This is a genomic window from Alteromonas naphthalenivorans, from assembly GCF_000213655.1.
Lineage (GTDB): Bacteria > Pseudomonadota > Gammaproteobacteria > Enterobacterales > Alteromonadaceae > Alteromonas > Alteromonas naphthalenivorans.
Genome location: NC_015554.1, coordinates 2,663,402 through 2,688,395 on the forward strand (window position 1 = coordinate 2,663,402; position 24,994 = coordinate 2,688,395).

Annotated in this window: 18 protein-coding genes and 1 pseudogene; 9 read left to right on the forward strand and 10 right to left on the reverse strand. The window is 43.8% G+C overall.

The window, feature by feature from the left end:
• Positions 1-31: 31 nt before the first annotated feature.
• The 4 genes from AMBT_RS11675 to AMBT_RS11690 all read left to right on the forward strand — a co-directional run bounded on the left by AMBT_RS11675 (position 32) and on the right by AMBT_RS11690 (position 6,255).
• Positions 32-646 (forward strand): PqiC family protein, encoded by a 615-nt coding sequence (locus tag AMBT_RS11675; protein WP_013784830.1) that lies wholly within the window; start codon positions 32-34, stop codon positions 644-646.
• The gene (locus AMBT_RS11680) at positions 603-1,766 is read left to right on the forward strand and encodes a GGDEF domain-containing protein (RefSeq protein WP_232363136.1); all 1,164 of its coding nucleotides are present in this window, start codon (positions 603-605) and stop codon (positions 1,764-1,766) included. The genes AMBT_RS11675 and AMBT_RS11680 overlap by 44 nt, the downstream gene beginning before the upstream one ends.
• A 168-nt stretch (positions 1,767-1,934) precedes the next feature.
• Positions 1,935-3,089 (forward strand): efflux RND transporter periplasmic adaptor subunit, encoded by a 1,155-nt coding sequence (locus AMBT_RS11685; RefSeq protein WP_041452559.1) that lies wholly within the window; start codon positions 1,935-1,937, stop codon positions 3,087-3,089.
• A gap of 10 nt (positions 3,090-3,099) precedes the next feature.
• Entirely contained in the window at positions 3,100-6,255 is a 3,156-nt protein-coding gene (locus tag AMBT_RS11690) for an efflux RND transporter permease subunit (RefSeq protein ID WP_013784833.1), read from the forward strand.
• A gap of 132 nt (positions 6,256-6,387) precedes the next feature.
• On the opposite strand, the gene AMBT_RS11695 is transcribed toward AMBT_RS11690, so the two are convergent.
• The gene (locus tag AMBT_RS11695) at positions 6,388-7,005 is read right to left on the reverse strand and encodes a TetR/AcrR family transcriptional regulator (protein WP_013784834.1); all 618 of its coding nucleotides are present in this window, start codon (positions 7,003-7,005) and stop codon (positions 6,388-6,390) included.
• Positions 7,006-7,160: 155 nt separating this feature from the next.
• On the opposite strand from AMBT_RS11695, the gene AMBT_RS11700 reads away from it, so the two are divergent.
• Together AMBT_RS11700 and AMBT_RS11705 are read left to right on the forward strand one after the other, a co-directional pair.
• On the forward strand, positions 7,161-8,234 hold the full coding sequence (locus tag AMBT_RS11700) for an efflux RND transporter periplasmic adaptor subunit (RefSeq protein ID WP_013784835.1): 1,074 nt from the start codon (positions 7,161-7,163) through the stop codon (positions 8,232-8,234).
• A gap of 3 nt (positions 8,235-8,237) precedes the next feature.
• Entirely contained in the window at positions 8,238-11,282 is a 3,045-nt protein-coding gene (locus AMBT_RS11705) for an efflux RND transporter permease subunit (RefSeq protein WP_013784836.1), read from the forward strand.
• Positions 11,283-11,393: 111 nt separating this feature from the next.
• Here the strand turns inward: AMBT_RS11705 and AMBT_RS11710 are convergent, their stop codons facing one another.
• The 3 genes from AMBT_RS11710 to AMBT_RS11720 form a co-directional block, all read right to left on the reverse strand.
• The gene (locus AMBT_RS11710; RefSeq protein ID WP_041452560.1) at positions 11,394-11,816 is read right to left on the reverse strand and encodes a CBS domain-containing protein; all 423 of its coding nucleotides are present in this window, start codon (positions 11,814-11,816) and stop codon (positions 11,394-11,396) included.
• Positions 11,817-11,913: 97 nt separating this feature from the next.
• Positions 11,914-12,924, reverse strand: a complete 1,011-nt coding sequence (locus tag AMBT_RS11715) for a zinc-dependent alcohol dehydrogenase family protein (protein ID WP_013784838.1) — start codon at positions 12,922-12,924, stop codon at positions 11,914-11,916.
• Between the two features lie 334 nt (positions 12,925-13,258).
• Positions 13,259-14,254: a zinc-dependent alcohol dehydrogenase family protein gene (locus tag AMBT_RS11720; RefSeq protein ID WP_013784839.1), complete on the reverse strand. Its 996-nt coding sequence runs from the start codon at positions 14,252-14,254 to the stop codon at positions 13,259-13,261.
• A gap of 110 nt (positions 14,255-14,364) precedes the next feature.
• On the opposite strand from AMBT_RS11720, the pseudogene AMBT_RS11725 reads away from it, so the two are divergent.
• Positions 14,365-15,277 (forward strand): annotated as a pseudogene (locus AMBT_RS11725) (LysR family transcriptional regulator).
• A gap of 88 nt (positions 15,278-15,365) precedes the next feature.
• Here AMBT_RS11725 and AMBT_RS11730 read toward each other — a convergent pair.
• From AMBT_RS11730 to AMBT_RS11740, 3 genes are all read right to left on the reverse strand, one after another.
• Complete coding sequence (locus AMBT_RS11730; protein WP_013784841.1) at positions 15,366-15,926, reverse strand: cytochrome b; 561 nt, start codon at positions 15,924-15,926, stop codon at positions 15,366-15,368.
• A gap of 325 nt (positions 15,927-16,251) precedes the next feature.
• On the reverse strand, positions 16,252-18,321 hold the full coding sequence (locus AMBT_RS11735; protein ID WP_013784842.1) for a catalase: 2,070 nt from the start codon (positions 18,319-18,321) through the stop codon (positions 16,252-16,254).
• Between the two features lie 322 nt (positions 18,322-18,643).
• Positions 18,644-19,450, reverse strand: a complete 807-nt coding sequence (locus tag AMBT_RS11740) for an SDR family NAD(P)-dependent oxidoreductase (protein ID WP_013784843.1) — start codon at positions 19,448-19,450, stop codon at positions 18,644-18,646.
• Positions 19,451-19,797: 347 nt separating this feature from the next.
• On the opposite strand from AMBT_RS11740, the gene asd reads away from it, so the two are divergent.
• Positions 19,798-20,922, forward strand: a complete 1,125-nt coding sequence (asd, locus tag AMBT_RS11745; RefSeq protein ID WP_013784844.1) for an aspartate-semialdehyde dehydrogenase — start codon at positions 19,798-19,800, stop codon at positions 20,920-20,922.
• Positions 20,923-21,115: 193 nt separating this feature from the next.
• On the opposite strand, the gene AMBT_RS11750 is transcribed toward asd, so the two are convergent.
• Positions 21,116-21,472 carry a VOC family protein gene (locus tag AMBT_RS11750; RefSeq protein WP_013784845.1) on the reverse strand — a complete coding sequence of 119 codons (357 nt, stop codon included), beginning with the start codon at positions 21,470-21,472 and terminating at the stop codon, positions 21,116-21,118.
• Positions 21,473-21,818: 346 nt separating this feature from the next.
• On the opposite strand from AMBT_RS11750, the gene AMBT_RS11755 reads away from it, so the two are divergent.
• Positions 21,819-22,664 (forward strand): DUF6279 family lipoprotein, encoded by an 846-nt coding sequence (locus tag AMBT_RS11755; RefSeq protein ID WP_013784846.1) that lies wholly within the window; start codon positions 21,819-21,821, stop codon positions 22,662-22,664.
• Between the two features lie 16 nt (positions 22,665-22,680).
• Here the strand turns inward: AMBT_RS11755 and AMBT_RS11760 are convergent, their stop codons facing one another.
• Complete coding sequence (locus AMBT_RS11760; RefSeq protein WP_013784847.1) at positions 22,681-23,736, reverse strand: 2-dehydropantoate 2-reductase; 1,056 nt, start codon at positions 23,734-23,736, stop codon at positions 22,681-22,683.
• Between the two features lie 18 nt (positions 23,737-23,754).
• Positions 23,755-24,942, reverse strand: a complete 1,188-nt coding sequence (locus AMBT_RS11765) for a phytanoyl-CoA dioxygenase family protein (RefSeq protein WP_041452959.1) — start codon at positions 24,940-24,942, stop codon at positions 23,755-23,757.
• Positions 24,943-24,994: the final 52 nt, after the last annotated feature.

The following is a 24,994-nucleotide window of genomic DNA, read 5'->3' on the forward strand; positions in this document are numbered from 1 at the left end:
TAAGCGCTATCTATGTACTGTAAGGATAATAATGAACACTTTTATTAACAATAGGAATGCGCTGGTTTGCAAAGTTATTAGAGCAAGATTAATTTTCGCTGCTTTTCTTGGCGCTTCACTAGTAGGCTGTGCTTCATCTGGCAGCGCACTGCAATATTACTTGCTACATTCAACGACTTCGTCTTTTGCAAATGAGTATGAAACTCCCCCCCATCGTTTATTAATAAATAAGATTATCCTTCCCGACTATCTAAAACAGCGTGGCCTTGTTTATCAAACCAGCTCTACCAGTTTACATATCGCGACTGATCACCTTTGGGCCGAGCCACTTGATGAGGGTATTACTAAGTCATTAAAAGCATCGTTGCGCTCCCAAGGTGTAATGTTAGTTACCCACAATATGAATGCAAAAGAGGCTAATGACTATTTAACCCTACAGATAGACGACTTTATCGCGACATGGCAAGGCGATATTATTCTGAGCGGTCAATACACTGTAAAACATATCGACGAATCGCAGTCAGCAACGGATTTTGAGTACACACTCCCCCTTGCAGTTGATGGATTCCCTGCAAGTATCGAAGTGATGCGAGAAGCTATTCATGCCTTGGCGGAAAATATCGCTAGCGAAGTCACAAAGGGATAACCCTATTTTTATGATTAGTGCCATTAAAAAGTTTGTAGACCTTGGAACCGACGCATCTCTGTCTGACGATCTAAATCGTCGAATCAGAGTCGTTAACATGTTCTCTGCGGTTGGGATGACCGTGACTTTTTTACTTGGGTTTCGGGCACTGTTTGCACAAGAAACATTCTTAACCTGCGTGTTATTTTCTGCCACCATACTGTTTGCAATATCTCATAAACTACAAGCAATGATAGGGGCAAAGCGAGGCAGTTTCATTTCTGCTACCGTTTTAATTGCCTGTCTAATGTCACTTATGCTGATACTAGTCGTGACTGGTGGTAGTGAAAATACGGGGCCTCTTTGGATATTTACCGTTCCCTCCGTCACCATGTTTTTTACCGGTTTTCGCCGGGGGCTAATGGCGCTAACAGGTTTTGCCGCAGTTATTATTGTCATATTTTTTACACCCGATAATGCCTTATTGGCGACAGAGTATTCTTTCGAGTTTAAAACGCGTATTGTTTATACTTTCATCACGGTTTCTTTCCTATCCGCAGTTTATGAATATAGCCGTCAACGTAGCTACAATACGGCCGTGTACCTGAGCGAACAGTTCGAACGTCAAGCCAGATACGACCCCCTTACCACCATTTTAAACCGTAGAGGCGGGCAGCAGCAGCTTGAGCAAGAACTCAGCAGAATGCAGAGAAACAAAAAACCATTTTCTATCGCGCTCGCTGATATCGACCGCTTTAAATCTATAAATGATACCTTCGGACACGATGCGGGTGACGAGGTTTTAAAAAAGGTTGCCAGCGTTTTCAGCAGTCGCTTGCGCGCTCAAGATGGTCTATCACGATGGGGCGGCGAAGAATTTTTATTTATTTTTCCAGAAACCAATGAGCAAGATGCGAGAATGGTGACTGAACAAATAAGAGAAAACCTGAGTGCTAATGCCATTCCGGTTGATAACAAATCGCACCGTGTTACATCAAGTTTTGGGGTGTGCGAGATTACGCCGTCTATGACACTCACTACTGCGTTAAACTTGGCCGACCAAGCGTTATACCAAGCAAAAAATGACGGTAGAAATAAAGTATGTACCGCAACAGAGCACAAGCGTAAAAGTAGTCGCTAGACTAATCAACCAAAGATATTCCCTCCCTTAATTCCCTTACGTATGCAAGCATTGGTCTCCCTGAGTCTTTACATATATTGACTTACGTTTAGTTACAATTGATGAATAACTTAGACACAGTTTGGCGTTAAACTACTCTCAGCTAATTTTTTAAATAAAGACCCGATTATGAAATGGATGAAATTCATACTTCCCGTTGCCATCTTGGTAGTAAGTTATTTTATAATGAAAGGCATTGAGGCCTCTGCCTCAGATTCAGCCATAACTGAAGCGGTAGACACCCGTCCCACCGTCACTATCGAGCAAATTGATGTCGAAAGCTCTGTCATTACATTATCTTCATATGGAGAAGTGCAGCCACTAGAAAGTACAAACCTTGCTGCTCAGGTCTCGGGTGAAGTCGAGTCTTGGAACCCCAAATTTGTAAGTGGCGGACTGGTTCGACGAGGTGAAGTATTATTCTCGGTTGAAAAAGATGCCTACGAGGCAGCGCTATTACTCGCGCAAGCTAACCTTTCCAGCGCACAAGCCCAATTAATACAAGAGCAAGCTCAAGCGGATGTAGCGGCTCGAGAGGCCAAATCTATGCCTGATGCAAGGGTCACCGACTTGTATCTTAGAAAGCCGCAAGTTATGAGCGCACAAGCATCGGTTAAATCGGCAGAAGCTCAACTCAAAATTGCCAAGCGCGACTTAGATAACTGCGAAGTGGCTGCCCCTTATGATGCCCTTATTATTTCAAGAGAGATCAGTACCGGCGATTATGTTACCCAAGGCACAACCGCGGCGGTTATCAATAATATTGAGCAGGCAGAAATCACCTTCCCTATCGCGGGGTTCGACCGGGTATTCTTAGATGAAAACACCCTAGGAACAAAAGCGATACTTACCCTTGACGATGTAAGCAAAACGCAAGTTACCGCGACAATTCATCGTGACACGGGCGTTATCGACAGTGCCACCAGAATGACCCATTTTGTAGCCAGAATTGAAGACCCTTACGCCCTGAATGCAACTAAACCTATCGTGAAATTCGGTACCTATACCACGATAAGTTTTGAAGGTAAGACGCTAGAAGATGTATACCGTATTCCTCAAGAATTAGTCACCAACCGCACGCTTTGGACAATAGATGAAGAAAGTAAGTTGGTCTCGCAAAAAATTCAGGTTATTCGTGAAGATGGCAGCGACTTTCTTATTCAAGGCACTTTTAACCCGAACAAAGTGGTGATGTCTTTACCTGAATACCCTCAAAATGGCATGGAAGTAAAAGTCATCGATAACAGCGCTGGTTTTGCGGCGAACAGCGACACCGCGAAATAGGAGCGTCACTATGAATAAAACAAATTCAGAAACGGGCATTATCGCGTGGTTTGCCAATAACGCCGTAGCCGCGAACCTATTAATGATATTTATCATTTTGATGGGCTTGGCCAGTTACTTTACGATTCAGCGCCAAATGTTTCCCAACATCGAAATAAACTACATTACGGTGTCGGCACAATATCCTGGTGCATCTCCACAAGAAATAGAAGAAAGTATTCTTATTAAAGTAGAAGAGGCGCTAAAAGACGTTACCGAGATTAAAAGAACAGTAGCCCGCGCTTTTCGTGATTCTGGAACCGTAACACTTGAAATTGATACCGATGAAGAACTCACCGATGTACTCGATAAAGTTAAACTGAGAGTTGACGGTATTGCTACCTTCCCTGCGGGAATGGAGCCGGTAAATATATCGCAAATTGAGTTTCAACAAGACGTGATTGAAATGCCATTGGTGGGCGATTTACCTCTTCCAGAGCTTAAAATCATCGCCAATGAGATTGAAGATGAACTGCTTCAACTAGGCAACGTGTCCTTAGTAGAAGTGTCTACACCCAGTGATGAAATTGCCATTGAAATAAAGCCAGAAATGTTGCGTAAATACAGCCTTAGCATTGCCGATGTTAGCCGTGCAATAAGCAACTATTCTACTAACATATCAGCCGGTCAGCTCCGTACTAATGCAGGCATCATTTCTGTTCGGGTAGAAAACCAGTATTACAGCGGAAATGAGTTTGCCCAAATTCCCGTTAAGATTGGCACTGCAGGGGCCAAAGTCACTTTGGGTGACATTGCTACAATTAAAGATGGCTTTACCGAAGGCGAACGATACTTTAAATACAATGGTAAAAACGCCATTTACATGTCGGTAAGTGCGACTAAGTCGCAAAATACCATCCCCGTGGCTAACACGGTGAAAGCCTATATCGAGCAAAGAAATAAAACCCTTCCCAATGGGGTGAGCTTAGAAATATTGGTAGATATGACCTACTACTTGAATGCTCGCTTAGATATGATGCTTAAAAACCTGTTTCAAGGCTCCATTCTTGTCGCCTTGATGCTAACCCTATTTCTACGTTTCAAGCTGGCCTTGTGGGTAATGGTAGGCTTACCGGTATGCTTCTTAGGTGCTGTTATGCTAATGCCGATATTTGGCATCAGTATTAATATTCTTTCGTTATTCGCTTTCATTATGGTGCTAGGTATTGTGGTAGACGATGCCATCGTCATAGGGGAAAGTGCCTATACCGAAATAGAAAGCAAAGGCGGCGGCATTGATAACGTAGTACGGGGCGCAAAGCGTGTTGCTACGCCAGCTACATTCGGTGTTTTGACCACCATTGCCGTGTTCGCTCCGTTTACCCTAAGTAGCGGCCCTGAAGGTGCCTTCTTCTACAATATCGCAATTGTGGTTATCTTTTGCTTAGCGTTCAGCTTAGTTGAATCGAAGCTAATACTACCAGCACATATTGCCCATACACACTTTACACCGATTAAAAAAGGAAGCTGGCGGGATAAATTTAACACCCGATTCTACAGCTTTGTAAACGGTCCTTATAAACGCACCGTTGAGCGCGCGTTAAAGTGGCGTTGGGCGGTGTTTTTCCTATTCTTTGGGATATTGATGATTAGTATCGGGCTAATCAACGCAAACTATGTGCGAATGGTGCCTAATCCGAAAGTGCCTCATGACTTTCCTAGCGTTCGCATTGAAATGAATGAAAACGTGTCAGATACCGCCACCATCACAGCGTTAAAAACGATAGAACAAACTATTTTAGACGTTGAAGAACAAGTTATTGAAGAGTTTGGCACCGGTATGATCCGCGACAGACTGGCCTTCAACAATGAGCGTACCCAAGGCCAAATTCTGACTCCGTTGGTGCACGAGGACAAACGCCCTATTGATACCTTCGAGTTAGCAAGGCGCTGGCGAGAAGCCATACCGGACATTCCCGGTATGAAGTCGTTCACCGTGATAGACGATGTGAATGGCGGAAATGGTGATGATGGTGAATTTGGCTATCTCTTATTCGGCCCTGATATCAACACATTGAACGCTGCAGGTTTGAAGTTTATTGAAATGCTTCAACAACAAGATGGACTATTTGACGTTAGTTCAACCATAGATCCTGCCAGCAAAGAAGTGCAATTAGTTATGTTGCCGGTGGCCTATGACCTAGGTTTAACCCTTTCTGACATTGCCTCTCAAGTTGGCGCTAGCTTCTATGGCGGCGAAGCACAACGCGTTATTCGTAATGGCGAAGAAGTGAAGGTAATGGTGCGCTATCCCGAACTTACCCGTGAGCGTTTTGCTGATTTGAAATATACCGTTATCAAAACACCTGAAGGCCGTGACGTATTGCTAGGTGACATTGCGTTATTGGAAGAAAAACCTGGCATCAGTTACATTCGTCGTGAAGGTGGATACCGTAGCGTGTATGTGTGGGGCAATATCGATGAAGAGGCGGTAGAGCCAAACGAAGTGGTAGAACAGATTAAGGAAAAACTACTTCCTCAGTTACAAGAAGAATTTCCATCAGTGATGACCGAACTTGGCGGCGATATTGAAGAACAGCAAGCGCAGCAAAGTGAGCAATTATTGTTTTTCTTAGCCGCGATGATTATGGTCTATATTCTTCTGGCCGTACCGCTTAAAAGCTACGGGCAACCGCTTATCATAATGTCGGTTATTCCATTTAGCTTTACTGGGGCAATATGGGGTCACTTCTGGCTCGGCCTAGATTTAAGCATGATGTCTACTTTTGGTCTGATAGCCGCCGCTGGTGTGGTGATAAATGATTCCCTAGTAATGACAGACTTTGTTAATCAACGCCGCGCACAAGGTTACAGTGTTAAAGAAGCGGTAACAGAAGCTGGCAGTGCGCGCTTCAGGGCTATCACACTGACTTCGATTACTACCTTTGCCGGTGTACTGCCGATTATGTTTGAAAGTAGCCTACAAGCGGCGTTCGTCGTACCCATGGCCGCCGCACTCGGTTTTGCCGTACTTTACGCCACACTGGTCACATTAATTTTAGTGCCTTGCTTGTACTTAATCATGCTCGACTTAGCCGTACCGTTTTCGTGGATAAAACGTAAAATCTTTCGTAGATCTCGTGCAAATGATTCTGAGGTGGAGGTTGAGATTGAGTATGGCAACTAGGTAAGATTTTTTAACGTCTAACAATATTCCCACTGGTGTATAGCGGTGGGAATATTAAGACGCAGAAAGAAAATATTGTGGGGTTCACTAGTATGCTGATTAGCTTCGCAGCCTTATTGCATCTGCTTTGAACTAAGTGTTCACGCCATAACGACAAAGTATCAGTTCAGTCACGCCTTTTGCAATTTGCAACTTACGCGCTTCAGTAAGTGGGTCTTCTAACTTAAACAATTGAGGCCAGAAACACTGTCCTTTTACAAGGCTATCCAACTCTTCAACCACTTGGTCAATGTCATCAAAATCCATACGGTTGTCTTTTTTTGCGGCTTTTAACCACCTATGCATGGCTTTTTCTTGGGCTTGAAGTTGAGCAACTTCGTCTTTTAAACGATTAGGTTCGTAAAAAAAATGGCCAATAGCTACACGAGCCAACTCTAAGTGCTCATCACCGCTCATAAAGTTTATGTCGGCCATAATAAGATCGGTAAGTTGGTCAGCCAACAACGCCTTAGGATTGTAAGGCGCACCTATATCAACAAGGGCCGATTGCCACTGCTCTTTAATGAGATGCATAACCAGCTCTTCTTTCGCTGAGAAATGGTTGTACACTGTTCTTTTAGACACGTTTGCTAGCTCAGCCAATTTATCCATGCTGGTTCCATTTACGCCAAACTCCTGAAATGCGTGCTTTGCCGCTTGAATAATGGCATCTCGCTTAACATCACTTCGGGTACGTGTAGTGCTAGTCATAATTTTGCTGTCTAAAAATATTATGTAGCCATTTTACACTGCACAGTTTACTTTTCAATGGATGATCTTTAAAATGCACCGCACAGTTTACTTTAATTATAGTGAATATAGTCGTCTATACTGTGTTCACCACAAATACGGATCGAAAAATTCTTATGCCCATTTCGCGAATTCGTCACCTTGTTGCGTTTACTGCCTTGTCTGTTCTTACCCTTGCTGGCTGTACATCAGAGGATGACATACAAAATAAAACGGTAGCCCCCCGCTATGTGAAACTTGCCGAGGTGAGCACGGTTCCTGCATTTGATGAATTTACCTTTCCGGCAGTGGTTTCTGCAGTGAAAACGGTAGATCTTAGTTTTGAAGTGTCAGGTCGGTTAGTACAAACCGATTTAACCACTGGTAATGACATTGAAGAAGGAAAGCTGTTAGCTACGATTGACCGACAGCCTTTCGAGCGCCGTGTTGATGAACAACGTACTCGCTTGGAACAGTCTAAACGCGAATTAGATCGTATTGAAAAAATGTATGCGCAGAAACTGGTTGCGCAGAGTACTCTTGATACGGCAAAGACCACCTACGAATTAGCTGAAATAGAACTAAAAACGGCAAAGCAGGATTTAAGTTACACCCAATTATATGCCCCTTTCGATGCCAAGGTGTCTCAGCGTCTTGTTGAAAATAATAGCTTTGTAGCCGCAGGAACGCCTATTGCTCGGTTACAAGATGTCTCTAAAATTTACTTCAATATTAACGTGCCTGAAAGGCTACTCACCGCGAACCTTAATCGTGGAATAGAGCAAGCTAGTGCATCGTTAACGACAGAAGAAACACAGTGGTATCCAGTTAATTATGTAGAGCACAACACTCAGCCCGACCCTGTCTCGCAAACTTATGAAGTCGTTTTTGCTATGGAGCCACGTGCAGATTTACCTCTTACGCCAGGCGCTCGCGCGGTTGTGAAAGTGAGCTTACAAGGTTCACCATTTCCTGACGGTGTCGTTGTTCCAGTGCAATCGTTAGTGGGTGACAAAGCCTCAGGCTTTGGGGTTTGGGTATATAACGAAAGCAGCAAATTAGTGAACAAAGTTAGCGTTACTGTTGAACACATTCACGAAGATTTCGCAGTACTAAGTGGTTCATTAGCGCTGGGTGAAAAGGTGGTTGCAGCAGGCGCAACTAAAATGCGAGCAGACATGAAGGTGCTTCCTTACGAGGGAGAAAAGTAAGTTATGGATATCGCTCGTTATTCAATTGATAAACCTGTAAATGTATGGCTAATGGTAGTAATACTGCTGTTGGGCGGTATTATTGCAATGACCAATATTGGTCGTTTGGAAGACCCCGAATTCACGATTAAACAGGTGAAGGTTTACACCAGCTACGCTGGCGCTGGCGCAGAGAAAGTGGAACAGGAAATTACCGAACCATTAGAAATTGCTATACAGCAAATGCCGCAACTTAAAAAGCTGACCTCAACTTCTTCGCCAGCCTTGTCTGAAATTACTGTTGAAGTTAAAAGCAACTATGACAGTACTGAACTTCCTCAAATTTGGGATGAACTTAGGAAGCGCTTACGAGATGCCGCCACATCCTTGCCCACCGGCGCACAAGACCCAGTGGTTTTTGATGATTTTGGTGATGTTTACGGGCTTTATTACGCCCTAAGTGCCCCCGACTTTACCACCAGTGAGTTACGGGAATTTGCGCGCTTAATTCGACGAGACCTATTAACGACTGAAGGCGTTGCCAAGGTCACTGTAAGTGGTGTACAAACCGAACAAATAGTTGCCTACGTGAATCCTTATCAGCTTGCCGGATTGGGTATATCCTTTCCTGATCTAACTTCACTGTTTGAAGATAACTTACGCCCTTTTAACGGCGGCAGAGTGTTGGTAGACGAAAAGAATGTACGGTTAATCGTAGAACGGGCACCAGATAAAATAAAAGAAATATCTAACCTTTCGTTAGTTATTCCCGGTACAAATCGCTCTATTCGCGTTTCCGATGTCGCCACCCTCAAGTTAGAGCCTGCTGATATTCAGTCCCAGCTCATTCGTTATAACGGTGAAGAAGCTTTAACTGTATCGGTTTCAGCGCTGTCTAACGTGAACATTGTTGATGTAGGCACCCGAGTAAATGCCAAAGTGGACCACCTACTGAATACCCTTCCTGTGGGGATTACCCTTACCCCCATTTACGACCAAGCCTCGGTGGTTGATGAGTCGGTCGATGGCTTTATTGCAAATCTAGTAATGTCGGTAGTCGTTGTGACCCTGACGCTGTGCCTATTCATGGGTTGGCGCTCTGGCGTGGTAGTGGGCGCGGTACTGTTAGTTACCGTACTTGGTACAATTCTTATCATGTGGCTAATGGACATTCAGCTTCAGCGTATATCCCTTGGCGCGATGGTTATTGCCATGGGAATGTTGGTAGACAACGCTATTGTAGTGGCCGAAGGCATGATGCTTCGAATGGCTACCGGCGCCTCTGCCAAAGATGCAGGAAGCTTTATTGTAAAACGAACGCAGTGGCCTTTATTAGGCGCAACAGTAATAGGTATCGCGGCGTTCTCAGGGATTGGATTATCTGATGATGCTACCGGTGAGTTCTTGTATTCCTTATTTGCCGTCGTATTAGTATCTTTAATGATGAGTTGGGTACTTGCTGTTACCTTAGTACCAGTGCTTGGCGAGCTAGTGTTCCGTAAAGGCATAAAGCAAACGGATGGTGATGAACCAACCTTACTGCAGCGCTGGTTCACCAAAACCCTCACTGGGGCTTTAAAATTACGATGGGTGACCATGGCCGTGTTGTTTGTGATTACCGTGGTAGCCTACGGCAGTTTCGGGATGGTTAAACAAGGCTTTTTCCCACCCTCCAACGCACCGCTGTTCTTTGTGCATTATTGGGGCCCTCAAGACCGTGATATTCGGGCTACCGAAAAAATCATTAAAGAGGCTGAAGAACGTATTTTAGCGCAAGAAAATGTAACGGCTGTAACCACCATTATAGGTCAAGGTGCTGACCGCTTTACGCTGACTTACGCGCCCAAAAGTGCCAATGAAAACTATGGATTTTTCATGGTACGCGTTAATGAATTAGAAAATATTCCCGCCGTTCAAGAAAAGCTTTCGGGCTTGCTCGACAACATCGACCTTGATGCCAACTTCTACCAAGAACGTATGCAATTTGGGCCAGGTTCTGGCGCTAAACTTGAAGCACGCTTCTCAGGCCCTGATGCAGAAGTTTTACGCACCCTTGCCGAAGAAGCGAAAGGCATGATGCTGGCCGATGGTAATATTAAAGATATTCGCCATAATTGGCGTGAAAAAGGCGTAGCCATAAACACCCAGTACGATAATTACAATGCCGGTATTGCTGGTGTTTCTCACTCTGACTTTAGTCAAACCGTACAATATGCCAGTAGCGGATTGCGTCTAGGCAGCGTGCAAGATGGAGACTATGCCTACAGTATTGTGGCAAAAATGGGGCATCCTGATGATACCGCCATTCAATCGGTGCGAGAAAGCCAAGTATGGTCGTCACAGCAACGTCAATACGTGCCTTTTACGCAAGTATCTAGCGGTTTAGATATTGTGACAGAAGAGCTGCGCATTCACCGAAAAGACAGATTACGTACTATCACAGTAGAAGCTGAGCCTAGCGATAATGAAACTGCCGCGAAAGCATTTGCCCGTATTCGCCCTCAAATTGAAGCAATGGACATTCCTGCCGGGTATGCCCTTGAATGGGGTGGTGAGTTTGAAAGCTCTAGCGATGCACAAGCGGCGCTTGGTGCAGGTTTACCTGTGGGTTTCTTAGTGATGTTCATTATTTCTGTACTGCTATTTGGACACGCTCGTCAGCCGCTGATCATTTGGTTAGTGGTGCCTATGGCGATAGTTGGTGTAGTGACAGGGCTTCTGTCTACCAATATGCCATTTGGCTTTATGTCACTTCTTGGGTTCTTAAGTTTATTCGGCATGTTGATTAAAAATGCCATCGTACTTATTGAAGAGATAGATTTACAAATTGAAGAAGGGCTAGAAATTAAAAAGGCAATAGTAGAAGCAACGCTAAGCCGTTTGCGTCCTGTAACGTTGGCTGCATTAACCACTATTTTAGGTATGGCGCCACTGTTATTCGATGCCTTCTTTGCAGATATGGCAGTGACGATTATGGGCGGACTAACCTTTGCCACCATTCTAACGCTTATTGCAGTGCCTGTTCTCTATAGCATTTTGTTCAAAGTAAGCTATCGAAAAGCCAGTTAGTTTGTTTACTGTAAACTAGGAAAGAATCAAAAAAGGTGCGTTTATACGCACCTTTTTTATTGATGTTAGCATCGCTGATTATATGGTTTTCACAACTTCTACCAATAGCCTCTAACCTTTCTTAGCATTCACCCTCGCTTCCATAAATCGCATAACATCTCGCCAAGAGACAATGCCAACCGGGCATCGCTTCTCATCAATGATAGGAATGCAGGAAATCTTGTTGTCATTGAATAATGAAATTGCGCTAACAATTGAATCGCTTGCAGAAAGGGTTAACACATTTCGTGTCATAATTTGGTGCGCTTTCTTTTCTAGTGTCGCTTTATCACGAAAACGCTCATTAACCGTATTTGCAAAAGGGCTTGTCGCCTTTAACACGTCGCGGTCTGAAATGATGCCTTGCAGTTGATTCTGATGCACGACTACCAAATGATGAAACCCCGTTTCAGCGAACAAGGTTTGTATCAACTCTAGGCTATCATCCATGTGCACACTGACCACACGAGTAGACATAATATGGGACAAACTCATGGTATTCCTTTTACTTTTACTTTTACGTTAACCCTAGCGATTCCTGCTTTGCTAAATAAGGGGGCAGCGTGCGATGTTGCTGCCCACAATGCTTAGCTTAAATGCTCACGCAAATTTTGCCAAAGTGTTTACCCGATTCCTCAAAAGCAAACGCATCCGACAGCCTTTCAAGGGCAAATGTAGTATCAACCACAGGCTTAAAGTTCATGCATTCCAAGGCACTGACAAAGTCCCACTGGTCTTTGTTGCTTCCCACAATTACGCCAGTTAACCTAATTTGTTTTCGCATAAGGGTAGCCGTTGGAATATCACCCTTAATACCGGTTAATACACCAATAAGTATAATGCTGCCCCCTACTCTACACGCATGAATAGATTGCCCTAATGTCGCGGGCCCACCAACTTCAACCACGTGATCGACACCTTTTCCACCAGTCCATTTGGCAACGGTTTTGCCCCACTTTTCGTCTGTATTATAGTTAACCGTGAAATCTGCACCCAAGGCTTTTGCTTTCTCTAACTTTTCATCAGAGCTTGAGGTTATTGCCACTTTCGCTCCCATTGCTTTGGCAATTTGAAGCGCATAGATAGAAACACCACCCGTACCTAACAACAGAACCGTGTCTCCAGCTTTTAACCCGCCTTCTACAACCAAGGCTCGCCATGCGGTCAGCCCTGCCGTAGTAATAGTAGCCGCTTCTTCATGAGACCACCCGCTCGGTGCTTTAGTAAACCACTGCTGCGGTTTTACCACGACTTCTCTGGCATAACCGTCAATACCGTCGCCAGGTGTGCGACTAAAATCACCTACCGTAGGTGCGCCACTTAACCAGTCAGGGAAAAAGGTAGAAACCACATGGTCTCCTGGGGCAAATTGTGTAACGCCTTCCCCAACTTCTACCACTACGCCAGCGCCGTCAGACATAGGAATACGATCGCCCTCTGTGGGAATAGCGCCCGTCGCTACACTGTAATCATGATAATTTAGAGAGCTAGCATGGATCCTTACTTTAATTTCATCGTTGCCGACGACGGTTGGCTCTGCTTCGTCTGCGCAGTAAAGTGATGCTAATCCTTCACTGTTGTCTTTCAAACGCATTACTTTCATAAAATTTCCTTCCTGATTAGCAAGTGAAGATAGTTTAGGGGATGTTTACAATTGCGAGTACAAAATACCAATAGCGCTAAAAAACTCGCAACGCAACATGCGAACATAAGTAAATATGCTCTATGGTTTAATACAGAGATAAGGATATTGACGATTAATTAAAGGCGAGAGAAAAAATAAAAGCCCCTTGGCGAGCATAACGGCTATCACCAAGGGTAAAAGTGCGCAAAGGGTAGCGCTTAGGGAAAGTAAACAGTACAAATCTAAAAGTTAGCACAAGTCGTTATTTCAAGAGCTTGTTCAAGAACGTATTCAACAGCTTGTGCTCGGAAATTTAAGAGGCTACATCGATAACGATTTTGCCCATGGCTTTGCCGCTTGCTAAGCGCGCATGTGCATCACTTACTTGATCAAGGGTATACACCTCGCTATCCAGGATTGGGGTTAATGCACCTGCATCAACAATGTCGGTTATAGCGCGTAATATAGCGCCATGACTTTCACGCTTGTAGTCGTGGATCATAGGGATCAGCATGAATACCACATGTAAGCTCAAACCTCTGAAGTGCACAGGGCTCAAATCAGTTTCAATCAATGAAACAGTAGTCGCCACTTGACCGCATAGTTTTGCTGCTTCAAAAGAGTTCTGTAAATTGCCGCCACCCACAGAATCATAAATCACATCGAAACCTGCGCCATCGGTGTGCTTAGCAACATAATCAGCCACTTTTTCTGAGCGATAATCAATATAAGTAGCACCCAGCTTCTCAATAAGCGCGGCTTGCTCATCTGAGCCACCTGTAGCAAAAACGGTTGCACCAAAGTGACGGGCCATTTGGATAGCAAGGTGACCTACACCGCCAGCGCCGCCATGGACCAACACGGTTTGACCTTTTGCAGTTTGTGCGCGGGTTAATCCTTCATAAGCGGTGATCCCCACTAAAGGTAGCGCTGCCGCTGCACGCATAGATAGAGATTTAGGTTTTGGCGCAATCAAACGCACATCCGCTAGAATGAGCTCAGTTAATGTACCTTGCAAGTCAGCTAATCCACCCGCGCAACCGTAAACTTCATCACCTACATTAAAGTCTTCTACGCCTTCGCCTACAGATTCGATTGTTCCGGCGAAATCCATCCCTAAAACACCGCCTGGAAGTTTAGGGGAAAATGGTAGGTCTTGACCCATTTCACGGATCATGGTGTCTACAGTGTTTACGCTAGTTGCTGCAATACGCACAATGACGTGGCCCGCTTTAAGTCGTGGGGCATCTATTTCAGCCGCAGTAAATACTTCAGGTCCGCCAAATTCGTTAATAACCATTGCTTTCATGTGAGTTAGCCTCGTTGCGTTAAGTTCGAGACTAATAATAGACACTAGCCAGGCATATGATAATTAGGTTATAAACACATACAGTTTATAGATTTTATTGATAATCCATTATGAACATCGATCACCTTAAGCTTTTTGTACGTATCGCCAATACCAATAACATCAGTGTTGCTGGGCGTGAACTGAATGTTTCACCGGCCGTGGCTAGCGCTCACATTAATAAATTGGAAGAAAATTTGGGTGCGGCTTATTCACCGAACCACGCGAAAAGTGTCGTTAACCGATGAAGGAAAACTATTCTTACCTCATGCGGAAGAGGTGCTATCGAGTATTGAGATCGCTCAAGCCGCCGTTGGGGTTGGCTCACAAACGCCACAGGGCACATTGCGAGTAACCGCTCCAGCCTCTTTTGGTCGCCTACACTTAGTACCTGCTATGGAAGAATTCTTAGCCTCTTACCCTCAGCTAAATATCGACTTTCGATTCAGCGACAGTATTTTAGATCTGATAGAAGGCGGGTTTGATGTAGCAATTCGTGACGCGGTGCTAAAAGACTCTAATTTGCACGCTAGGAAACTGGCTGATGACAAGCGAATTATTGTAGCGTCACCAGACTATATTAAGAAATATGGTGCGCCGAAAACCCCGCAAGACATACCTCAACATGCTGCTGTAAATCTTGTGGGTTTGGAAACATGGGAATTCGACACACCCCAGGGCGTAGTATCGATAAAACCGAAAACGCGAATTCGTATGGATAACGGTGAAGCAGTACGCGACGCAGCCATTGGTGGCAACGGCTTAACCCTCACGGCCACCTGGTGTAGCTACCCATATCTTGAAAGTGGTCAATTGGTTCAAGTCTTAAAAGATTACCCCCTAACCGCTGAGTGTGCACTGTGGGCTGTATATCCAAGCAACCGTTTATTAGCGCCCAAAGTGCGCGCCTTTATTGACTTTTTAAAAAAGCGATATAATGGTGAACCGTACTGGGATAAAGCGTTAAGAGAAGCGGGTCTTTAACAAAAGCATAGAAAAGTCATAAAAAAACCACAGCAAGTAAACTGTGGTTTTTTGTCTATTCGAAGCCGTTAGTCTTAAATTTTACTAACTAAATACTTTTGCCTAACATACGTCGTAACGTGCCGTCTTTGTCCATAATGTGGTGTTTTAACGCACCGGCAACGTGAAGTACAACAGCACCAATCAATACATAGCCTAAATAATGATGCACAGTGCCGCCGAGTTTTGAAAGCTCGTAGTTTATTGGCAACGTTTTTTCAGGGTCTTCTACACTGAAATTTTGTGCGAATACCTCTAATCCAAACACAGATAAACCGTGGCCACCCAGTACCGAAGTCATAAGCCCTGATATTGGCATTAGCAGCGTGCTAAGAATAAGTACCCAATGAATCACTTTAGCTACGCCGTGTACTAACGCAGAGTAATCCCCTGCCGCTGTAGGCCAACCATTTTTCATTCGCCATGCCACCCTAGCTAATGCTAGGAATAGCACAATAAAGCCAAAAGATTTATGCCACGAAAATACCCAATAGGCATTTTGCTCTACCATATAGACACCTGAAGCCAGCATGCCAATTATGATTAAGCCAACAGTCCAGTGTAAAAATAGTGTGGTAGGTGAAAACTTTTGATGTGTATCGTACTGCATATTTTCCTCGGGCAACGCGATGGTTATTAACGCGATGGTTGTTAATGTGCATCACCATAAAAGACATAGTGAAATTGCGCTCTTATACATTTCATAGAGCCTTGCTACTTTTTACCGCAAATGCAATTACATTTTACGCAACTTGCAAAGTAAAGCTCACGAGCCTTTTAGCTATTCTAAATTAAAAATTAAACTTAGCACGAGAAAATTTGCTTGGGTATAGGGGGAAACGCCTATAAAGCGCCCCCCCTCAGGTTGGAGACTAGGGCCAATTCCCTTTCGATTACTGTAAACTTGTTAAAGGGAAAATAGCCAAAAAACGCCCTTAACCCCTAGCCCAAAAACGTATGTCGCGAAGCTGTTTGATAAACGCATCTGGCTTGATAGATTCGATATCCAACCAACCATCGTCCATTGCATCACCCAAACCTGCAGCTTTAATCAATGGCATGGCGTTCGCCGTGTAACCTACAAACTTCTGGTGAGCATGCGCATCTGAAACAAAATCTTTTGCTTCAGGTTTCATCGATAAAGATGTTGCGCCATCTTCTGAAAGTAATAATAGTACGGCGTCATAAAGCACAGATGGTCCACCATCTACCTTTTGATGCGCCGCAATATGTTTTCCTTTGCTGCATGTTACACCACCTACTTTAGGCGCCACTAACTCAAACATAGCCCCTTCAGCCATTAGGGAGTCGATAACATTTGAAAGCATATCGGCATCAATTCCATCAGACACAAGAATGCCTAATTTACGGCCTTTAAAAGTGTTAGGAGCATTTTTTAAGATACTAAGAGCGTCAGATACCGGTAAATCTTGTCTGGTAGGCATCGCTGCTTCAGCGGGTTCAGGCATTTCTAAAAAACCCAACTCTTGTGCAACGCTTTCGGCTAATGTTTTATCTACATTTAGCAAATGAGACACTACCCGCTCGCGAATAGCTAACCGTTCAACTTTTGACAGTTCGAACGCAAATGCATCACGCATATGTTTTTGCTCTGTTTCAGTTTGACTAATATAAAACTGACGTGCTTGGCTGTAATGGTCTGCAAAGGTTTCTGAGCGGTAGCGTGTTTTACTGCCTTCCATAGGCTCTGCATGTGATTGATAACCCGTCTCTGGGCACGCACGAGGGTTATTTTCATCAGCATCCCACGAATTTGGTTCGTAGTTTGCTCGCCCTTTCGGGTTTTGCATTGCCATATGGCCGTCTTGTTGAAAATGGCGCATTGGGCATTTGGGTGCATTAATAGGAAGCTGCGTAAAGTTCGTGCTACCTAGCCGCTTTAACTGCGTATCTAAGTAGGAAAAGTTTCTGCCTTGCAACAAAGGATCATTGGTAAAGTCGATACCTGGCACTATGTTTTGGGTACAAAACGCCACTTGTTCCGTCTCTGCAAAAAAGTTATCAACCACATTATTAAGTACCATTTTGCCTACTATTTTCACTGGCACCTGTTCTTCAGGGATCAGTTTAGTCGCATCCAAAACATCGAATTCAAAATTGTCTGCAAAATCTTGGTCGAACACCTGAACGCCTAATTCCCACTCTGGGAAGTCACCTGCTTGTAAGGCATTCCACATATCTCGGCGGTGAAAATCAGGATCTGCGCCATTAATTTTAAGTGCTTCATTCCATACGACCGACTGTAAACCTTGCTTTGGCTTCCAATGGAATTTAACGTATTTCATCTCACCTTCTGCATTTATAAACTTGAAGGTATGCACACCGAAACCTTCCATAAATCGGAAAGATCGAGGTATTGCGCGATCTGACATAGCCCACATCAACATGTGTGTAGATTCTGGCGATAGACTGGTAAAGTCCCAAAAGTTGTCATGGGCAGTTTGCGCTTGAGGAAAGCCGCGGTCAGGCTCTTGTTTTGCAGAATGAATAAGATCTGGGAACTTAATAGCATCTTGAATAAAAAATACAGGGATATTGTTTCCTACCAAATCCCAGTTACCCTGCTGAGTATAAAACTTCACGGCAAAGCCGCGCACATCTCGCGCTAAATCGGGTGAACCTTTATTGCCCGCAACAGTAGAAAAGCGTGTGAATACAGGCGTTTTTTCGCCTTTACGCTGGAAAATATCTGCTGATGTAATATCTGATAATGATTCGTAAGTTTCAAAATAGCCGTGAGCGCCAAAGCCTCTAGCATGTACCACACGCTCAGGAATACGCTCGTGGTCGAAGTGAAAAATCTTTTCTCTAAGTACGTGATCTTCTAAAACAGTAGGCCCTCGTTGGCCAGCTTTAAGAGAATTTTGATCGTCGTGAATGGGGCAACCTTGCGCTGTTGTCATAGCTGGGTGTCCATTACCCGCGGTTTGATGTAACTCGCCGCCTTGCCCTTTTTGTCCTTGGTATTTAAACGATTCAGCCATTTCAGTTCCTTATAGAGATAACCTAATTGATTACGTTGTAATAACGGTCTCGGGTGAAACATTCATGTTTCAGAACTGAACGAAGCAAGGAGAATTCCATGTTAAATTATTAAATTAAATTAATGACTTAAGTTAAAACCGATTTATGGGCATTAGAGAAATTACAAGAAGAAGGAATATTTTACATACTCGCAAGGCAAGCAATGATAAGGATTAAAATTAGTACAAGGGCGAGATTGAAAAAATGAAATAGTGCCGAATAGGCAAAACACACCAAAGGCTCTGATGTGTTCTACATGAAGATGCTAATGTTTGAAAATAATTAACTTAGGTGACAGGCAACAATAGATTCAATTGCATTAACCAATTGCTCTCTATTTGCTGAGTTTTCACCAAATGGATGTGCAGGCGCAAACTGATTGTTGTCGTTGTCAAAATATTCACCTTTTACGTTTGCAAACCTATCACTAAGAGCTGCTTCCACAAATATCTTCGCACCTATTGCTAAATCACCTCCGGCTACACCATAAGCTTCTTTCACCATTTTACTGCCTAACAAAGATTTAGGATTAACAGACACGAACAATGGCCCTGTTGCTGCGTATTTTTCGGCAAAAAAGCGTGTCCACATGGTTATAGCAAGCTTGCTTTGTGCGTATGCCATGCCGTCACTCATAGAAGGGCCTTGGCTTAGCAGATCAAAGTTAACGGGGGCTTGAGCCGCAGATGACACGTTAACTACACGGCCATCACTTGGCATAAGTGGCAACAAACGTTTAGTAATGATGAACGGCGCTATCGTATTTACCATGAAGCGTACGTCTAGTCCTGCGCTTGTCTCAATGTCGGGAGAATGAAACACACCCGCATTATTGATGATAACGTCAATGGCTGAAAAAGCGCCTGCCACATCAGTTGCAAATTTATCAACTGCTTGAAAGTCGCTTAAATCTTCCACGAACCCTGTCACCTTTATTGCAGGGTAATCGGCACCTAACATTTGCTCTACACGCTTTAACTTATCAGCACTTCTTCCGTGAATGATCAAATTGTGCCCTTCGTGAGCTAACAATTTTACGGTTTCAAGACCAATGCCGTCGGTCGCGCCTGTTACTAATATGGTTTTCATCCGTTTATTTCCTTTTAAATTTCGTAAAGTAGAGCGCGTTTGACTCGGTACTCATTTAGACTGCTAAAGCCTGAAAAACTGTTGAATCAAGACTACCTTTCTCTAACATGAATGATAATTATGCATTTTAAGAATTAGTTTCAACAAAAGATTGATAATGCCCTCGCCAAATGTGATTCACTTATATCTATAACGTAATATTTCTAAAAACCCGCTAGCCAGCGTTTTAAATTGTTTATAGACTGCAGGCATAATAATGAATATGCGACAGGTATAGGGTTGCCAGAGTGATATCACCGCTGGTTCAACATAAATACACAGTTTAGTTTTATAGGGTTCTCAAGTTAATGTCACAACAAAAAGTAGGTTTAGTGGGCTGGCGCGGTATGGTTGGCTCAGTGTTAATGCAGCGCATGCAAGAAGAGCGAGATTTCGCGCACATTGAACCCACATTTTTTACTACGTCGCAAAAAGGCCTTCCGGCGCCAGATTTTGCAGGTGCTAACGCTGGCGTACTAGAAGACGCATTCGATATTCAAGCGCTTGCGAAGCAAGATATTATCATTACCTGCCAAGGCGGTGATTACACCAAAGAAGTGTATTCTTCACTGCGCGACAGCGGCTGGAATGGATACTGGATAGACGCAGCGTCAGCGCTGCGCATGAAAGACGATGCGGTCATTGTTTTAGATCCTGTAAACCGCAAAGAAATTGACGCTGGCGTTGAAAGCGGCATTCGCACTTTCGTAGGTGGAAACTGCACGGTATCGTTAATGTTGTTGGCACTAGGTGGCTTATTCGAAAAGGACTTGGTTGAGTGGGCTTCACCCATGACATACCAAGCTGCCTCAGGTTCTGGCGCTAAGCATATGCGCGAACTTATTAGCCAAATGGGTGCCATTCACACTAATGTACAAGCAAATTTAGACAATCCAGCGTCTGCTATTTTAGATATCGATAAGCAAGTCGCTGAGTTTATCAGAAGCGATGATTACCCTTCTGAGCAATTTGGCGTGCCGCTAGCAGGAAGCTTAATTCCTTACATTGATTCGCAGTTGCCATCTGGGCAAAGCCGTGAAGAATGGAAAGCCCAAGCTGAAGCCAATAAGATTATGGGTTTAACTGAACAGCCTATTCCTATTGACGGAATTTGTGTACGCGTAGGCGCGATGCGTTGTCACAGTCAAGCTATCACCATCAAGTTAAAACAAGACTTGCCAGTTGAAGAAATTGAGCAAATTCTTGCCCAGCATAACGAGTGGGTGAAAGTGGTACCAAATGACCGTGATGCCACCATGCAAGAACTCACGCCAGCGAAAGTGACAGGCACATTGTCTATTCCTGTAGGTCGAATTCGTAAATTGACCATGGGGCCTGAATATATTTCAGCCTTCACCGTGGGCGATCAACTGCTATGGGGTGCTGCCGAGCCGCTTAGAAGAATGCTGCGTATAGTTCTTGGTAAGGCTTAATAAATAATAGCGTAAACACCGCTAAAAATAAGCGACAGAGCCCAGCTTTTTCTAAGCTGGGCTTTTTTATACAGCGCTTTTTTATAAAGGGCTCTTTTATACAGATCATCTCTGGGCCAGCCTGAACATGCGCAGGCTTCTATTACTTTTCAGGGCACTGCTCCTTTTCAGGCCACTATTCCTTTTCAGACCTCTATTCCTTTTCAGACCAAACCGCGAATTCATTGCCCCCAGGTTCTATAAAGTGAAATCGACAACCGCCTGGAAATTCAAAGATAGGCTTGTTCACATTGCCACCAGCGTCTTCTACCTTGCTTAAGGTTTGTCTAATATCAGCACTGTAAAAAACTAATAACGCACCGCCATTTTCTGTAATGCCAGCATGCTTAGCTTTAAAAAAGCCCCCGTCTAATCCTTGATTAGAAAATGCCGTGTATTCGGGGCCGTAATCGGTAAACGCCCAACCAAATACAGTTTCGAAAAAGCGCTTAGTACTACTGATATCGAATGTACCGAACTCAACGTAGTTAAGCTTTTCATGTATTGCCATGTTTTTTCCTCATCTATTCAGGTAGATATGGTGAATACTGTAGTGTTAGCGGCTAATATTCCGTATTATTAACACGTCAATGAATGTCATCTTCAATAATATAAAAGCCACATGGAAGTATTTAATGCAAGCTCTTGATTATTCAAACTACAGCCTTGCCGAACTTGAAGATGTGTTAGCGGACATCGACGCATAGCTATATTCATGTGTGGCGCTGCCATAGAAATTCAGCAGCGATTTATCGATTTCGAAATCCAAAAGGCGGCTAAATTACTAAGAACTATTAGTGCTCAGTAATTAATTTATATATCAGTAGCTAATAGCTACATCTACAACGGATTTAAAGATGAAAAAGTTATGGCTTGTTCTTGGCTTCTTAGTACTGACAGGGTGCTCGTCTAAGCTTGCATACAATAACCTCGATTGGCTTATTTATTGGTACATGGACGATTATGTAGAGCTTAACGATTCACAAGAAGCTATTTTCGATATTAAGCTTGAAGGGTGGATTGATTGGCACAGAGAAGAACAATTGGCTTTATATTTGGCCCAACTAGAGCAGATAACCGAAGATATCAAACAAGATAAGTTAAACAAAGCTGTTATTGCCAATCATCTAAATCAGGCTAATGAACACGTAATGACGTTACGCTCAAAAATAGCGCCTGAGTTAGCAGAACTCGCTTCCCGCTTAAGTGACGACCAAGTTATTTATTTGTTTGCTGCCATCCAAAAAGAAAATGACGAAGAGCAAGAAGAGCTTGATGAGTACGACTCAATGTCTGAAAGTGAAAGGCTTGAAAAGTTAATTGAGAATTTCGAAGAAGGTTTTGAAGACAGTGTAGGTGACTTAACTGACGAGCAAAAAACGAAGATAGCGAACGCTGCACCTCACTTCGCCCGTACCCGTGGAAACTGGCTTGAATACCGAATAGCCATGCAGAATGAAGCGCGCCGATTGTTTGCAAGCAGACAAAACACAGAAGCGTTTCAACAAAAGCTAACCCACCTACTTACTCACCCTGATGACTACCGCACCGAAGAGTACCTAGCACGCAGACAAGCTAATCGAGAAGCATATTTATCGCTGGCCGATAAGTTGGTAAAAACAATGACCGCAAAACAGAAGTCACATCTGCTGAAAAAGCTCAACAATATTATTGACGATATTAAAGACCTTCAAGACGATTAAAAGCGATAGGCTAGGGCTAGGTAGCAGCTATCGCTTGTTGTAAAGTGGCAGCGCTCAACCTCGGCGACCCGTCGCTTGCGTTTTCGGCCGCTTTAATGAGTTTTACTATTGCGGTATTGGCGGGGGTACTCACTTGATGCGCTTCACCTAAAGCAACAATTTCGCCATTTAGGTAATCGACTTCTGTTTTTCTATTCAGCGCTAAATCCTCATACATAGATGAGCGTGCCTGAGGGTCAATTTTTAACGTAGCTGCAGCCACCTTTTTAAATAGAAAATTAGGTAAAGACATAATGTAAGGCATAAGCTTAGGGACGACCTTACCTGTTTTAGCCGGCTCAATACCGGCAGCTTTCATTGCGACTAATGCTTCTTTTAGCACAACCGCCATTACTTTTCGGTATTCGTTTTCGTGCAATTGCTCAAGCAATGGCCTGCCAGAAAGTGCATTAACGGCGTTATTTAAATTCATGAGCAGTTTACCCCACTGCACACTAGATAAATCCTTGTACACCTGAACAGGCAAGTCGGCCATGGCAAACAGGCCGACGAGATCTCCCGATTTCCCTGTTGTGTCTTCAATACACAAATTCCCTTCTGTGCCACAATGAAAATGCCCGTCGCCCTGCCCCAGCACGTTAAATGGAACCATGCCTTTCATGACGGTATGATTCGGTAAGCATTCTGATAGCACTTGACCGTTTCTTACCCCGTTTTGAAAGCTGATGACAACAGGATTATCCTTCAACGAGTCACTATTTTCATATTGCGCAATAAGCGACGCGGCCTCTTGGGTATCACCGCTTTTTACGCACACTAAAATATAATCAGCGCCCGCCATGACCTCGGCATTTTCAGTAAAGTTAACGTCGGCCGGTTTAAGCTTTGTATTCCTACCCCGCCAATCGGTTAACGTTAAGCCGCTATTCGCAATTTGATCTTTAAGTCTTGCACGGCCAATTAAGGTGACATTCGCGCCAATAGACAGCAAACAACCTCCTAAATAACATCCAATGCTCCCAGCGCCCAATATGACGATATTCGCTTTGTTTGCTGTCGCTGTTTTGCTCATGATTAACCTACTGCTGTGCTAAATACTAAGATCTAAAAGGTTGTAGTCTTTTAGTGCTTCCTTTGTATCATTGTTGTATTCAAACTGGGTATCGGAATTTGCAAATAATGCATAAACATAAGGTGTCTCTTCTGGATACTTTTTCATACGAGCATCAATGGCATAACCTAATACCGCCGTTCGCTTTGCAATATGTTCGTCGTCGAATTCTTGCGGAGCACAATGAATACCGGCTCCACTGACATTCAACACCGAACTCCGGCGATGGAATCCAAAGTTCACTGTAACTCTAGGCTCAAAGCCTGTATTGGCAAAAGAGCCATGTACAATTTGACGGTTACAAATAACTACATCGCCGGCATTACAAATAAGAGGGACCGCTTCAGTTAACCGTTCGCTACCCGCCTGCGCCACCATTTCTTTAATATCAAGCTTGCCCTGTTTATGCGTACCAGGTACTACCCACACCCCGTTTACTGCGGTACTTCCGTAAACCTGTGCCATAAAATTAAAACCATGAATGCCTTCATCGAAGTCTGGGCTATTCCAGTGAGTATCACCGTCTTGATGCCAAGATACCGCAGCGCCTAACCCGGGCTCTTTGATAAACAAGCATTCATGAAAAGGCGCAAAGTCTTTACCATTAATAGATTCGGCTACTTTTAACAATTCCGGGTGTGCATAAGCACGTAAGCAAGCGTCAGAATATTCAAGTGAACCGAGTAGCACAAATACCGCTTCCTCTGGAGCATCTTTCGCGGCGCTGGGCTCAAATAATTTCACCTGATGACGGCCATTTGCGATAGGGGTTCCGCCTAAAGGATCACCAAGTGGTTTTGACCAAATTAATCTAGGCCCTAAAGCATCAATGGCGAGTGCTTTTTCTCCTTGGGCATTTAATTTTTCGCCATTTTTTAATGGAAATTGAGTTTTTAGCAGTTCGATGTCTTGCTCTAAATCGGCGAGTTCTTTATCAGAGATTAATCCCTCAAATATATAAAAGCCATATTTTGAGTAAGCATCTTTAATGTGGGTGGCAAGAGAACCATCTGTTTCAAACTTGAGCGGGCCGCGGTTATCCATGGCAAGCGCTTTACGCTGACCTTCCAACAAGTAGCTTTTCATCGCGTTAGCATCTTTACCGTAATGCGCCGCGCAGGCTTCAATTGATTCACTAATATCTACAGGGTGTTTTATGGGTGTCATTTTTGATCTCACAGTTTTTATTAGTGATAAAACTTTACGATCAATAAAATCT